At 68.8% G+C, this 13,270-nt stretch carries 12 protein-coding genes; 6 read left to right on the forward strand and 6 right to left on the reverse strand.

The annotated features are described in order from the left end of the window. The gene (locus tag ACAM57_RS30105) at positions 1 to 768 is read right to left on the reverse strand and encodes an NAD-dependent deacetylase (protein WP_369659977.1); all 768 of its coding nucleotides are present in this window, start codon (positions 766 to 768) and stop codon (positions 1 to 3) included. After that, positions 765 to 1,622, reverse strand: a complete 858-nt coding sequence (locus ACAM57_RS30110) for an IclR family transcriptional regulator (protein ID WP_369659978.1) — start codon at positions 1,620 to 1,622, stop codon at positions 765 to 767. The genes ACAM57_RS30105 and ACAM57_RS30110 overlap by 4 nt, the downstream gene beginning before the upstream one ends. 146 nt (positions 1,623 to 1,768) lie before the next feature. Between ACAM57_RS30110 and ACAM57_RS30115 the strand changes: the two genes are divergently transcribed. The 6 genes from ACAM57_RS30115 (at position 1,769) to fahA (ending at position 8,474) form a co-directional block, all read left to right on the forward strand. Next, the gene (locus ACAM57_RS30115; protein WP_369659979.1) at positions 1,769 to 2,728 is read left to right on the forward strand and encodes an MBL fold metallo-hydrolase; all 960 of its coding nucleotides are present in this window, start codon (positions 1,769 to 1,771) and stop codon (positions 2,726 to 2,728) included. A gap of 144 nt (positions 2,729 to 2,872) precedes the next feature. Further along, a complete protein-coding gene (locus tag ACAM57_RS30120) occupies positions 2,873 to 4,510 on the forward strand; it encodes an FAD-dependent oxidoreductase (RefSeq protein ID WP_369659980.1) in 1,638 nt (545 codons plus the stop codon). 12 nt (positions 4,511 to 4,522) lie between these two features. Further along, the gene (locus ACAM57_RS30125) at positions 4,523 to 4,720 is read left to right on the forward strand and encodes a DUF2783 domain-containing protein (RefSeq protein WP_126022388.1); all 198 of its coding nucleotides are present in this window, start codon (positions 4,523 to 4,525) and stop codon (positions 4,718 to 4,720) included. A 172-nt stretch (positions 4,721 to 4,892) separates the two neighbouring features. Then, positions 4,893 to 6,206, forward strand: coding sequence for a homogentisate 1,2-dioxygenase (gene hmgA, locus ACAM57_RS30130; protein WP_369659981.1), 1,314 nt, complete (start codon positions 4,893 to 4,895; stop codon positions 6,204 to 6,206). Further along, positions 6,203 to 7,177 (forward strand): Bug family tripartite tricarboxylate transporter substrate binding protein, encoded by a 975-nt coding sequence (locus tag ACAM57_RS30135; protein ID WP_369659982.1) that lies wholly within the window; start codon positions 6,203 to 6,205, stop codon positions 7,175 to 7,177. The genes hmgA and ACAM57_RS30135 overlap by 4 nt, the downstream gene beginning before the upstream one ends. 31 nt (positions 7,178 to 7,208) lie before the next feature. Further along, positions 7,209 to 8,474, forward strand: a complete 1,266-nt coding sequence (gene fahA, locus ACAM57_RS30140; protein ID WP_369659983.1) for a fumarylacetoacetase — start codon at positions 7,209 to 7,211, stop codon at positions 8,472 to 8,474. 131 nt (positions 8,475 to 8,605) lie between these two features. Here fahA and mrdA read toward each other — a convergent pair whose 3' ends face one another. From mrdA to ACAM57_RS30160, 4 genes are all read right to left on the reverse strand, one after another. After that, the gene (gene mrdA / locus ACAM57_RS30145; protein ID WP_184640322.1) at positions 8,606 to 10,576 is read right to left on the reverse strand and encodes a penicillin-binding protein 2; all 1,971 of its coding nucleotides are present in this window, start codon (positions 10,574 to 10,576) and stop codon (positions 8,606 to 8,608) included. Positions 10,577 to 10,632: 56 nt separating this feature from the next. Beyond that, the gene (gene mreD, locus ACAM57_RS30150) at positions 10,633 to 11,154 is read right to left on the reverse strand and encodes a rod shape-determining protein MreD (RefSeq protein ID WP_019655414.1); all 522 of its coding nucleotides are present in this window, start codon (positions 11,152 to 11,154) and stop codon (positions 10,633 to 10,635) included. Next, a complete protein-coding gene (mreC, locus tag ACAM57_RS30155; protein ID WP_369659984.1) occupies positions 11,151 to 12,110 on the reverse strand; it encodes a rod shape-determining protein MreC in 960 nt (319 codons plus the stop codon). The genes mreD and mreC overlap by 4 nt, the downstream gene beginning before the upstream one ends. Before the next feature lie 86 nt (positions 12,111 to 12,196). Beyond that, on the reverse strand, positions 12,197 to 13,240 hold the full coding sequence (locus ACAM57_RS30160; RefSeq protein ID WP_007833435.1) for a rod shape-determining protein: 1,044 nt from the start codon (positions 13,238 to 13,240) through the stop codon (positions 12,197 to 12,199). Positions 13,241 to 13,270 lie beyond the last annotated feature (30 nt).

The following is a 13,270-nucleotide window of genomic DNA, read 5'->3' on the forward strand; positions in this document are numbered from 1 at the left end:
TCAGCTTCTGGAGCCCGGCACACCCGCCAGCAACTGCGGCAGCAGGTCTTCGGAAAGACCGCGCAGCACCACGGCCGCCGCGTCGTCCAGGTGCGGCAGCGGCTCCAGGTTCAGCGTGATGAGCCGCGCGCCGTGCGCGAGGGCGGTCTGCGGCAGCTCGGCCGCCGGATAAACGATGGTGGTGCTGCCCACCACCATGAACAGGTCGCACTCCTGAGCCGCCACTTGCGCGTCGAGCAGCACGCCGGCATTCAGCATCTCGCCGAACATCACCACGTCGGGCCGCGCGTGCGAGCCGCAGCGCAGGCAGCGGTGGAAAGGCCAGGGACCGCTGCGGTTGCCGCAGCGGTCGCAGCGCCAGCGGCGCAGCGAGCCGTGCAGCTCCAGCACGTCCTGGCCGCCGGCCAGCGTGAGCAGGCCGTCGACGTTCTGCGTCACCAGCCGCGTGGCGGGGCGCAGCCGCTGCAGCAGCGCGAGCGCGGTGTGGCCCGGGTTGGGCTGGGCCGACTCGATGACCGACTGGCGCTGCCCCCAGAACTTCGTGAAGCCCGACGGGTCGCGCGCCAGGTCTTCGGCGTGGGAGAACTGCAGGGCGTTCTGGCTCTTCCAGAGGCCGTCGGCATCGCGGTAGGTGGGAATGCCGGAGGCGCGCGACAGGCCCGCGCCCGAGAAAACGACGATGCGGCGGGCGTTGGCCAGCAGTTCGGTGGCCGCGTGAACAGGGGAGGAAAAGGAAGAAGAAATATCCGGTGTGACTGGCGTCGTCATCTCTCTGTTCTGGGGGAAGCTGGCGCGGCGGCTGCGGCGCCCAGGCGCTGCGACACGGTATCGGCGCAGGCCTTGAGCGCACGGGAAATCTCGCCGTCCCACGCGGTATCGAAAATGCCGGCCGGGCCAATGGCGGTGACGGCCAGCACGATGGCGCCAGTGTGGTCGAAGACGGGCGCGGCCATGGCGCTCACGCCCTCGATGACCTCGCCGTCGGAACGGCTGATGCCGTGGTCGCGCACTTCTTTCAGCTGGCGCTCGAAGTCGCTCCATGACGGCAGCGGCTGCACCGGCGGCATGCCGGCCGGCGGCGTGGGCTCGCCGCCCCTGCGCTGCTTCTGGCGCTGGCGTTCTTCCTCGAGCAGGCTGCGCACCACCTCGGCATCGAGGTAGGCGGCGAACACGCGTCCCGAGGCGGTGTTGGTCAGCGAGAACACCGTGCCGTGCCGCATGTTCACATGCACCGGCGAGGGCGACTCGGCCGTGCGCACGATGGTCGCGCCGCGCGCGCCCCACACGGCCAGCGCGATGGTGTGGCCGATCTGCTGCGCGAGCTGGCCGATCAGCGGGGTGGCGATGTGCACCGGGTCGGCCTGCTGAAGGCTGATGAGGCCCAGTTGCAAGGCGAGCGGGCCGAGCAGATAGTGGCCGCTGGCGCGGTCCTGCTCGATGAGGCCCAGGCGCCCGAAGCTGACCATGTACGGGTGCGCCTTTGCGGCCGTCATGTCGGCCTCGCGCGCGAGGTCTTTCAGCGCCATGGGCCGGCCGTGATGCACCAGCGCGCGCAGCAGCTGGCCGCCGACTTCGATGCTCTGGATGCCGCGCTGGGCGCGGTCGCTGTCACTGGCTGCCATGGCCGGCCTCGCCTTCTGGTCGTTCGTTCATGAAGAAGGGATTAGACATTAACTGATCGCCGGCTTACACTGCAGCCATTCGTTAACTGCAAATTCGTTCGACTTAGACGAATTTCAAATTCCACCCCACCGACGGAGACACCCCGATGAGCCAAGCCAAGAAATTCGCCAGCCAGGCCGACATGGAAGAGAAAAAGGTCACCTTCAGCCAGATCTCGGAACATGCCTGGGCCTACACCGCCGAGGGCGATCCCAACACCGGCATCGTGATCGGCGACGACTGCGTGCTGGTGGCCGACACCCAGGCCACGCCCGCCATGGCGGCCGACGTGGTGCGCCGCATCCGCGAGGTGACCGACAAGCCCATCAAGTACGTGGTGCTCACGCACTACCACGCGGTGCGCGTGCTGGGCGCGGCCGGCTACGGTGCCGAGCACATCCTGGCCAGCCAGGACACGCGCGACCTGATCGTCGAGCGCGGCGAGCAGGACAAGGCCAGCGAGATCGGCCGCTTCCCCCGCCTGTTCCAGAACGTCGAGACCGTGCCGCCGGGCCTGACCTGGCCCACCATGACCTTCACCGGCAAGATGACCCTGTGGCTGGGCAAGCTCGAGGTGCAGCTGATCCAGCTCGGGCGCGGCCACACCAAGGGCGACACCGTCGTCTGGCTGCCGCAGGAGCGCACGCTGCTGTCGGGCGACCTGGTCGAGTTCGGCGCCACGCCGTACGCGGGCGACGCCTACTTCAAGGACTGGCCGCAGACGCTGGACAACATCGCCGCCCTCAAGCCCGTGGCGCTGGTGCCGGGCCGCGGCGCCGCGCTGACCACCCCCGAGGCGGTGGCCGAGGGTCTCACCGGCACGCGCGACTTCATCTCCGACGTGTACGCCAGCGTGCAGGAAGGCGTGAAGGCCGGGCGCGACCTGAACGCGGTCTACAAGGAGACCTACGAGAAGCTCAAGCCCAAATACAGCCAGTGGGTGATCTTCGACCACTGCATGCCCTTCGACGTGAGCCGCGCCTACGACGAGGCCTCGGGCCACGCCGACCCGCGCATCTGGACGGCCGAGCGCGACGTCGAGATGTGGAAGGCCCTCGAGGGCTGATTCCGCATTGCTCCCTCCCCCGCTGGGGGAGGGTTGGGGTGGGGGCAGGCAGAGCGCCCGAAGTGAACGCCGTCGTGCCCCCACCCCGGCCTTCCCCCAGCGGGAAAGGAGCAAGACAAGGACAAAAGACACGGAGACAAGTACGTGATCGACTATCAGAGCCTGCGCTTCGACTACAAGCGCCACGCCGACCAGGACGCGGCGGCACCGGCGCGCCATCCCGTCGTGATCGTCGGCGCGGGCCCCGTGGGCCTCACGCTGGCCATCGACCTCGCGCTGCAGCAGGTGCCCGTGGTGCTGCTAGACAACGACAACACGCTCTCCAGCGGCTCGCGCGCGATCTGCTTCGCCAAGCGCACGCTGGAGGTGTTCGACCGCCTGGGCTGCGGCGACCGCATGGTCGACAAGGGCGTGTCGTGGAACGTGGGCAAGGTGTTCTTCCATGACGAGCAGGTCTACCGCTTCGACCTGCTGCCCGAACCCGGCCACGAGCGTCCGGCCTTCATCAACCTGCAGCAGTACTACGTCGAGGGCTACCTCGTCGAGCGCGCGGCGGCGCTGCCGCTGGTCGACCTGCGCTGGAACAACAAGGTCACCGGCATCGAGCAAAGCGACGGCGGCGCGGTGCTGACGGTGGAAACGCCCGAGGGCAGCTACCGGCTGCGGGCGGACTACGTGGCCGCCTGCGATGGCTCGCGCTCCAGCACGCGCCAGATGCTGGGCCTGGAGGCCAAGGGCCGCGTGTTCCGCGACCGCTTCCTGATCGCCGACATCACGATGGACGCCGACCTGCCGACCGAGCGCCGCTTCTGGTTCGACCCGTCGTTCCACCCCGGCCAGAGCGTGCTGCTGCACAAGCAGGCCGACGGCATGTGGCGCGTGGACTTCCAGCTCGGCTGGGACGCCGACCCGGTGGAGGAGCGCAAGCCCGAGAACATCACGCCGCGCGTGCGCGCGCTGCTCGACAGCATCGGCTTCGAGGGCGTGCAGTTCCGCATCGGCTGGGCCAGCGTCTACACCTTCGCCTGCCAGCGCATGGAGCGCTTCCGCCACGGGCGCGTGCTGTTCGCGGGCGACTCGGCCCACGGCGTGTCGCCCTTCGGCGCGCGCGGCGCCAATTCGGGCGTGCAGGACGCCGACAACCTCGCCTGGAAGCTCGCCGCCGTGGTGCAGGGCAACGCGCCCGATGCGCTGCTCGACAGCTACGCCAGCGAGCGCGAGTACGCCGCCGACGAGAACATCCGCAACTCCACCCGCGCCACCGACTTCATCACGCCCAAGAGCGAGGTGAGCCGCCTCTTCCGCGACGCGGTGCTGGAGCTGACGAAGCGCCACGCCTTCGCGCGCACGCTGGTCAACAGCGGCCGGCTGTCGGTGCCTTCGGTGCTGCGCGATTCGCCGCTGAACACGCCCGACGCCGACGCCTTTACGGGCGCGATGGTGCCCGGCGCCGCCGCCGCCGACGCGCCCGTGGTTCATGCCGACGGCAGCACCGGCTGGCTGCTGCGCGAATGCCATGTCGCGCAGTTCACCGCGCTGGTATTCGGCCAGGGCGAGGCGGCCGAGCGCAGCCTGGCCGCGCTGAGGGCCAGCGACCGGCCGCTGCACGTGGTGCGCATGGACGACGGCGCCCGCGGCAGCGAGTTCGCCGCGCAGCGCTACGACGCCCGCCCCGGCACCGTGTACCTGCTGCGCCCCGACCAGCACGTGTGCGCGCGCTGGCGCGCCCCGTCGGCGGCACAGGTTCGCAACGCCGTCGATCGTGCGCTCGGCAAACACTGAGGGAACGAACCCATGACCGCATCCACCCCCAAGCTGATCACCGAAGCGCACCTCGAGGCGCCCGACGATTTCTATGAAGCGCTGATCGACGCGCACCAGGGCCTGAGCACCGACGAGAGCAACGCGTACAACGCGCGCCTCGTGCTGGTGCTGGCCAACCACATCGGCTCGCTCGCCGTGCTGCGCGAAGCGCTCGCGGCTGCGAAGTAGGCACTCGGATGCGGACAGCCGAACGCAGAGGACGCGAAGGTTTCGCGAAGGACGCAGAAAAGAATTTCAAAATTTCTTTCCTTGTCTCTTTCGCGCTCTTCGCGAAACCTTCGCGTCCTCCGCGTCCCGACCCCGCCTTCCACCCCCATTCAAGTCAATCCATGAGGACCACATGACCGCCGCAACCTCTTCCACCGAGCGCCGCTACCAGAGCGGCTTCGGCAACGAATACGCCTCCGAGGCCGTGCCCGGCGCGCTGCCGCAGGGCCGCAACAATCCGCAGCGCGGACCTCTCGACCTCTACACCGAGCTGCTCTCAGGCACCGCCTTCACCGCACCGCGCCACGAGAACCGCCGCACCTGGCTGTATCGCCGCCAGCCCTCGGTGGTGTCGGGCCGCTACCAGGCCTATGCGCAGCCGCTGTGGACCACCGGCGCCGACCGCGAGGTCGCGCTGCCGCCCGAGCCGCTGCGCTGGCATCCGCAGCCGCTGGACGAAGCGGCGGCCAAGGAAGACTTCATCGACGGCATGCGCACCATCGCGGCCAACGGCGATGCCGAGTCGCAGGTCGGCATCGGCTCGCTGATGTACCTCGCGGGCCGCTCGATGGAGCGCCGCGCCTTCGTCAACGCCGACGGCGAGATGCTGGTGGTGCCGCAGCAGGGCCGCCTCGTCATCACGACCGAGCTGGGCGTGCTCGACGTGAAGCCCGGCGAGATCGCCGTGCTGCCGCGCGGCATGGCCTTCAAGGTCGCATTGCCCGACGGCCTCTCGCGCGGCTACGTCTGCGAGAACTACGGCGCGCACTTCCGCCTGCCGGAGCTGGGCCCGATCGGCTCGAACGGCCTGGCCAACGCGCGCGACTTCCAGGCGCCGGTGGCGGCCTTCGAGACGGAGGAAGGCGGCTACGAGATCGTCAAGAAGTTCGGCGGCCGTTTCTGGCAGGCGCCGATGAAGCAGTCGCCCTTCAACGTGGTGGCCTGGCACGGCAACCTGTCGCCGGTGAAGTACGACACGGCGCACTTCATGGTGATCGGCTCGATCAGCTTCGACCATCCCGATCCGTCGATCTTCACCGTGCTGACCTCGCCCAGCGACACGCCCGGCACGGCCAACTGCGACTTCGTGATCTTCCCGCCGCGCTGGATGGTGATGGAGAACACCTTCCGCCCGCCGTGGTTCCACCGCAACCTGATGAGCGAGTTCATGGGCCTGGTGCTGGGCGAGTACGACGCCAAGCCCGGCGGCTTCAAGCCCGGCGGCGCGAGCCTGCACAACTGCATGGTGCCGCACGGCCCCGACGAGGAAGCCTTCGACAAGGCCACCCACGCCGACCTCAAGCCGCACAAGCTGGACAACACGCTGGCCTTCATGTTCGAGAGCCGCTATCGCTTCGTGCCGACGAACTTCGCGCTGAAGAGTCCGGCGCTCGATACCGACTACGCCGACTGCTGGGCAGGCTTGAAAGACCAGTTCAAGGCATGAAGACCGTGTTCACTCTCACACGCCGCGCGATGGCCGTGGCTCTGCTCGCCGTGCCTTTCCTCGCCCAAGCGGCCGACTACCCCTCCAAGCCCATCCGCTTCATCGTGCCCTACACGCCGGGCGGCACCACCGACCTGGTGGCGCGTACCGTGGGCCAGAAGGTGTCGGAGAAGCTGGGCCAGCCGGTGCTGGTCGACAACCGCGGCGGCGCTGGCGGCAACATCGGCATGGACGCGGTGGCCAAGGCCGCGCCCGACGGCTACACCATCGGCTTCGGCGCGATCTCCACCAATGCGTTGAACCCGCACATCTACAAGTCGATGGCCTTCGATCCGCGCAAGGACTTCACCGCCATCAGCCTGCTTGGCACCTCGACCATCGTGCTCGAAGTGCCGGCGGCCTCGGCCGTGAAGTCGGTGCCCGAGCTGATCGCCGCCGCGAAGAAGAACCCCGGCCTGCCCTACGCCACCGCGGGCGCCGGCACCTCGATGAACCTGGCGGGCGTGATGTTCGCGCAGATGACCGGCACCGAGCTCGTCCACGTCGCCTACAAGGGCAGCGGCCCGGCCATCACCGACATGCTGGGCAACAACATCGGCGTGATGTTCGACAACCTGCCGGCCTCGCTGCCGCACATCCAGGCCGGCAAGCTGCGCGCGCTGGCGGTGGCCGGCCCGGCGCGCTCGCCCTCGCTGCCCGACGTGCCGACGATGTCAGAGGCGGGCCTGAAGGGCTACGCGCTGGAGCCGTGGTTCGGCGTGTACGGCCCGGCGAAGCTGCCGGCGCCGGTGGTGAAGGCGCTGAACGAGGCTTTCGTGGAAGCGCTCGCGATGCCCGATGTGAAGGCCAAGCTGGCGCAGGCCGGCTTCTCGCCGCGCGGCTCCACGCCGCAGGAGCTCACCACGCTGACCGAGACCGAATACCAGCGCCTGGGCGATGTGGCGAAGAAGGCCGGCATGACCGCAGACTGAACACAGACAGATCAAGTACAGAAAGACATCCATGACCGCACTGAACGCCACCCATGACCCGAAGCTGCGCAGCTGGGTCGCATCGGCCAACGAGGCCGGCACCGACTTCCCGATCCAGAACCTGCCGTTCGGCCGCTTCCGCACCGCCGGCAGCAGCGAAGCCTTCCGCATCGGCGTCGCCATCGGCGACCAGGTGCTGGACCTGCGCGCCACCGGCCTGATCGACACCGACGACATGAACGTGCTGATGAACGCCGGCACGAACGAGCGCCAGGCGCTGCGCGCCGCCATCTCGGGGGGCCTGGCCGAAGGCAGCGACAAGCAGGCCGCCTGGTCGAAGGCGCTGCTGCCGCAGGCCAGGGCCGAGATGACGGTGCCCTGCCGCATCGGCGACTACACCGACTTCTACACGGGCATCCACCACGCCACCACCATCGGCAAGCTGTTCCGCCCCGACCAGCCGCTGATGCCCAACTACAAGTGGGTGCCCATCGGCTACCACGGCCGCGCCTCGTCCATCGGCGTGAGCGGCCAGGTCTTCAAGCGCCCGAACGGCCAGACCAAGGCGCCCGACGCGGCCGAGCCGACATTCGGGCCGTCGAAGCGGCTGGACTACGAGCTGGAGCTGGGCTTCTTCATCGGCCGCGGCAACGCGCAGGGCGAACCCATCGCCATCGCCGACGCCGAGGAGCACCTGTTCGGCGTGACGCTGCTCAACGACTGGTCGGCGCGCGACCTGCAGGCCTGGGAATACCAGCCGCTCGGCCCCTTCCTGTCGAAGAACTTCGCGAGCACGCTGTCGCCGTGGCTCGTGACGATGGAAGCGCTGGCGCCCTTCCGATCGAAGTTCGAGCGCCCCGCCGGCGACCCGCAGCCGCTGCCGTACCTCGACTCGGCCTCCAACCGCGAGAGCGGCGCGCTCGACATCACGCTCGAAGTGCTGCTGCAGACCGCGAAGATGCGCGCCGAGGGCGTGGCGCCCGTGCGCCTGACGCGCGGCAACACCACCGAGGCGGCCTACTGGACGGCAGCGCAGCTCGTCGCGCACCACACGGTCAACGGCTGCAACCTGCAGCCGGGCGACATGCTGGGCTCGGGCACCCTCTCGGGCCCGAAGCCCGACGAAGCCGGCTCGCTGATCGAGCTGACGCAGGGCGGCAAGCAGCCGATCACGCTGCCTAACGGCGAGAAGCGGACGTTCCTGGAGGACGGGGACACGCTGACCATTCGCGGTTACTGCGAGCGACCGGGCGCGGTGCGGATCGGGCTAGGTGAGGTCAGCGGAACGGTGGTCTGAGAGTCTTCTTCCCTCTCCCCTTGGGGAGAGGGCCAGGGTGAGGGCAAGGTGCCTCCAATGAAGCGCCGCATCGAATCCGCCGCCGATGCCCTCACCCCACCCCTCTCCCCAAGGGGAGAGGGAGCAAGGCATCAGGGCGCGGTGGCGGGCGTGGCCGAAGCGGCCGGCCAGGCCACTTCGCTCGCCACGCGCGGCTTGCCGATCGGCGCGGTCGCCTTGCCGATCTTGATGGCGGCCATGTCGGCTTCGCTCGGGTACTGGTCCGCGAGCCAGTAGTCGAAGACCCGGCGAGCGATGGGGGCTGCAGCGCCTGCGCCCCAACCGGCGTTCTCGACGATCACCGCCACGGCGATCTTCGGGTCGTTCACCGGCGCGTAGGCCATGAAGAGGGCGTGGTCGCGCTGGTGCTCCTCGAGCGCGCGCGCGTTGTACTTGGTGTTCTGGCCCATCGACACCGCCTGCGCCGTACCCGTCTTGCCGGCCGCCTGGTAGCTGGCGCCCGCGAACACGCCGCGCGCGGTGCCGCTGGTGACCACGCTGGTCAGGCCCTCGCGGATCACCGCGATGTTGGCGGCCGTGAAGCCAAGGTTCTCCGCCGCGGGCTGCGGCAGTGGCACCACGTTGCCGCTGACGGTGTCGCGCGTGGCCAGCGCGAGGTGAGGCTTGTGCTTGAGGCCGCCGTTGGCGATGGTGGCGGTGGCCTGCGCCAGCTGCAGCATGGTGAAGTTGTTGTAGCCCTGGCCGATGCCCAGCGAGATGGTCTCGCCCGCATACCACTTCTTCTGCTCGGGGCGCTTGTAAGTGTTGCGCTTCCACTCGGTGCTGGGCAGCACACCGCGCACCTCGCCGCCGAGGTCGATGCCGGTGATCTGGCCGAAGCCCAGCGGCTTCATGAAGTCGTGGATCATGTCCACGCCCATCTCGTTGGCCAGCGAGTAGTAGTAGATATTGCTCGACAGCTGGATCGATCGGCGCATGTCGACGCCGCCGAGGTTGCCCTCGGGGCTGCCGAAGCGGTGGCCGCCGAAGTTGAAGTAGCCGGGGTCGTTCACCACCACGCTGGGGCCGCGCTTGCCGGTCTGCAGCGCCGCCAGCGCCATGAAGGGCTTGTAGGTGGAGCCCGGCGGGTAGGTGCCGCGCAGGGCGCGGTTCAAGAGCGGCTTGTCGATGGATTCGGTGAGCGCCGCCCAGCTCTCGTTGTCGATGCCCTCGACGAAGAGGTTGGGGTCGAAGGTGGGCTTGCTCACGAAGGCGAGGATCTCGCCGGTCTTCGGGTCGATGGCCACCAGCGCACCGCGGCGCTCGCCGTACATGTCCTCCACCAGCTTCTGCAGCTTGATGTCGAGCGACAGCATCACCGTGTTGCCCGGCGTGGCCGGGTGGCTGGCCAGCCGGCGCACGGCGCGGCCGCCGGCGGAGGTCTCCATCTGCTCCACGCCGGTCTGGCCGTGCAGCGTCTTCTCGTAGCTCTGCTCGATGCCCAGCTTGCCGATGTAGTCGGTGCCCTTGTAGTTGGCCTGGTCTTCCTCGTCCCAGTCCTCCATCGCGGTCTTCTCGCGCTGGTTGATGCGGCCGATGTAGCCGAGCACGTGCGAGGCCAACTCGCCCTGCGGATAGTTGCGGAAGAGGCGCGCCTTGATCTCCACGCCCGGGAAGCGGTAGCGCTGGGCGGCGAAGCGGGCGACTTCCTCGTCGCTCAGGCGGGTGCGGATGGGAATGGAGTCGAAGCTGCGCGAGTCTTCGCGCAGGCGCTTGAAGCGGCGGCGGTCGCGCGGAGAGACTTCGAGCACCTGCGTGAGGCTGTCGATGGTCTCCTCCACGTCGCCCACCTTCGAGGGCGTGATCTCCAGCGTGTAGGCCGAGTAGTTGGAGGCCAGCACGATGCCGTTGCGGTCGAGGATGAGCCCCCGGTTCGGCACCACCGGCACCACCGCCGTGCGGTTGCTCTCGGCCTGCTCGGCCAGGTCCTCGTGGCGCGTGACCTGCAGGTAGACCAGCCGCGCGCACAGCAGCCCGAACGCGAAGAGCACCGCCAGGCCGATGACGATCACGCGGCGCTTGAAGCGCGCAAGATCGGCGGCGACGTTGCGGATTTCGGTCATGGCGATGGGAGCTTAGGCGCGCGCAGGTGCGAAGGCAAATGCGGGAGGGGCTGGGCTTAGAGGGGGCGGTTCTCGTCCGGTTCCGGCGTTCTGCGCTGGGGGGCCAGCAGCAGTGCGGTCGCAAGGGGCCACAGCGCCGCCTCGATGGCCGGCGAGGCCAGCACCGTCCAGCCCGGGAACACGCCGCCGCCGATCATCCGCGTGACCACCTCGATCAGCTGCGAGAGCGCAAAAAGCGGCAGCACCTGCAGCGCCTGCGAGGCCACCGGATACCACAACAGCCGCCGGTGGATGGTGATCGCGAAGAAGCCCAGCGTGGTGTAGGAGAGCGCGTGCTGCCCCAGCATCGACGACTGGTGCACGTCCATGCACAGGCCGAACACGAAGGCCGCGCCGATACCCACGCGCGCGGGCTGGTGCACGCCCCAGAAAACGATGACGAGCGCCAGCAGGTCGGGCATCCAGACGGCGCGGCCGATCGGGATCATGTTGATGAGCAGCGCCACCACGAGGCTGCTCCACATGAAGACCGGGCTGACGGGCAGCAGGAGCTGCTGCTGGCCTGGACGCTTGATCATGGGCGCGCTCCCGGTTTCTTCTCGTTCTTGCCGGCGCCGGGCTTGCCCTCGGGGCGCTTGCGCTGGGTGACGGTGGGTGCCGGGGGCGGCGGCGCGGCGGGCGTGCCGGTGGGTTCGAGCACCAGCACGTAGCGCGCGGCCGTCACGTGGGCCAGCGGCAGGCAGTAGATGCGGGCGAAGGCGGAGTCGGCACGCCGCTCGATGCGCTCGATCTTCGCCACCGGCAGGCCGGCGGGGTAGATGCCGTCGACGCCGCTGGTGGAGAGCAGGTCGCCCTCCTGCAGGTCGGCGTTGGCGGCCATGAAGCGCAGCTCCAGCCCGCCGCCGTGCGCCGAAGCGTCGCCGAAGGCCACGCTGCGCACGCCGGTGCGGGTGTTCTGCACGGGAATGGAAAGGTCGCGGTCGATCACCAGCGTGACTTCGCTCGTGAAGGGCAGCACCTGCGTGACCTGCCCGAGCACGCCGCGCGCGTCGATCACCGGCGAGCCGGGCTGCACGCCCTGGGCCATGCCCTGGTCGATGACGATCTTGCGGGTGTAGGGGTCTGCAGCGTCGTAGAGCACCTCGGCGGCGCGGCCCGGCGTGGTGGTGGTCTGGCGCAACTCGAGCAGTTCGCGCAGGCGGGCGTTGTCCTGCGCCAGCGTGTCGGCCTGGGCGGCGCGCTCGGCCTGCGCCATCAGCGCCTTGCGGGCGTCTTCCTCGTTGCGCTGGGCGGTCTGCAGGTCTTCGAAATAGCGCCCGCCGCCCAGCACCGCCTGCACCGGCTTCAGCGCCACCCACTGCACCGGATAGAGCACGGCCCCGACAGCGGCCCGGATCGGCTGCACGATGTGGAAGCGCGCGTCGGCCACCATGAGGAACAGGGAGAGCGCGCCGAAGAAGATCAGCTTGCTGAGTGCCGACTGGCCCTGGTTGAACAGGGGTGGCGCTGTGCGATCGAGCGTGCCCAGGGGCATGAATTCAGACTCGGCGGTGGTGCGGAATCAAATAACAAAAAGCCGGCCTGCGCAAGCAGAGGCCGGCCGATGATGGCTTTCGCCCCTTACTCGCTCGTGAAGATGCTGCCCAGGCGGTCCATGCGCTCGAGAGCGATGCCGCAGCCTCGCACCACGCAGGTCAGCGGATCTTCGGCCACCAGCACCGGCAGGCCGGTTTCCTCGGCCAGCAGGCGGTCGAGGTCGCGCAGCAGCGCGCCGCCGCCGGTCAGCATCATGCCGCGCTCGGCGATGTCGGCGCCCAGCTCGGGCGGCGTCTGCTCCAGCGCGTTCTTCACGGCCGAGACGATGTTGTTGAGCGGATCGGTCAGGGCTTCCAGCACTTCGTTGCTGCTGATGGTGAAGCTGCGCGGCACGCCTTCGGAGAGGTTGCGGCCCTTGACTTCCATTTCCTTGACTTCGGAGCCCGGGAAAGCCGAGCCGATGTTCTTCTTGATGACTTCGGCCGTCGGCTCGCCGATCAGCATGCCGTAGTTGCGGCGGATGTAGTTGATGATGGCTTCGTCGAAGCGGTCGCCGCCCACGCGCACGGAGCCCTTGTAGACCATGCCGCCCAGGCTGATGACGCCCACCTCGGTGGTGCCGCCGCCGATGTCCACCACCATCGAGCCCGAGGCCTCGCTGACGGGAAGGCCGGCGCCGATGGCCGCGGCCATGGGCTCTTCGATGAGGTAGACGGAGGTGGCGCCTGCCGCCTCGGCCGCGTCCTTGATGGCGCGGCGCTCGACCTGGGTGGAGCCGCAGGGCACGCAGATGATGATGCGCGGGCTCGGCGTGAGCAGCGTGCGCGGGTGCACCATCTTGATGAACTGCTTGATCATCTGCTCGGTGATCACGAAGTCGGCGATCACGCCGTCCTTCATCGGGCGGATCGCCTCGATGTTGCCGGGCACCTTGCCCAGCATGGCCTTGGCTTCTCGGCCGACGGCCTGGATCACCTTCTTGCCATGCGGACCGCCTTCGTGGCGGATGGCGACGACCGAGGGCTCATCGAGCACGATGCCCTTGTTGCGGGCGAATATCAGGGTGTTGGCGGTGCCGAGGTCGATCGCAAGGTCGGTGGAGAAGTACCGACGGAAAGCTCCAAACATGTGCGGAATCCTCTGAGCACGGCCTGCGCA

The sequence above is a fragment of the Variovorax sp. V15 genome, assembly GCF_041154425.1.
Classification (GTDB): Bacteria; Pseudomonadota; Gammaproteobacteria; order Burkholderiales; family Burkholderiaceae_C; genus Variovorax; species Variovorax guangxiensis.

Excerpts from the sequence above, each read along its gene's own strand:
- ACAM57_RS30105 (WP_369659977.1), bottom strand. The coding sequence starts at position 768 with ATGACGACGCCAGTCACACCGGATATTTCTTCTTCCTTTTCCTCCCCT.
- ACAM57_RS30110 (WP_369659978.1), bottom strand. The coding sequence starts at position 1,622 with ATGGCAGCCAGTGACAGCGACCGCGCCCAGCGCGGCATCCAGAGCATC.
- ACAM57_RS30115 (WP_369659979.1), top strand. The coding sequence starts at position 1,769 with ATGAGCCAAGCCAAGAAATTCGCCAGCCAGGCCGACATGGAAGAGAAA.
- ACAM57_RS30125 (WP_126022388.1), top strand. The coding sequence starts at position 4,523 with ATGACCGCATCCACCCCCAAGCTGATCACCGAAGCGCACCTCGAGGCG.
- hmgA (WP_369659981.1), top strand. The coding sequence starts at position 4,893 with ATGACCGCCGCAACCTCTTCCACCGAGCGCCGCTACCAGAGCGGCTTC.
- ACAM57_RS30135 (WP_369659982.1), top strand. The coding sequence starts at position 6,203 with ATGAAGACCGTGTTCACTCTCACACGCCGCGCGATGGCCGTGGCTCTG.
- fahA (WP_369659983.1), top strand. The coding sequence starts at position 7,209 with ATGACCGCACTGAACGCCACCCATGACCCGAAGCTGCGCAGCTGGGTC.
- mrdA (WP_184640322.1), bottom strand. The coding sequence starts at position 10,576 with ATGACCGAAATCCGCAACGTCGCCGCCGATCTTGCGCGCTTCAAGCGC.
- mreD (WP_019655414.1), bottom strand. The coding sequence starts at position 11,154 with ATGATCAAGCGTCCAGGCCAGCAGCAGCTCCTGCTGCCCGTCAGCCCG.
- mreC (WP_369659984.1), bottom strand. The coding sequence starts at position 12,110 with ATGCCCCTGGGCACGCTCGATCGCACAGCGCCACCCCTGTTCAACCAG.
- ACAM57_RS30160 (WP_007833435.1), bottom strand. The coding sequence starts at position 13,240 with ATGTTTGGAGCTTTCCGTCGGTACTTCTCCACCGACCTTGCGATCGAC.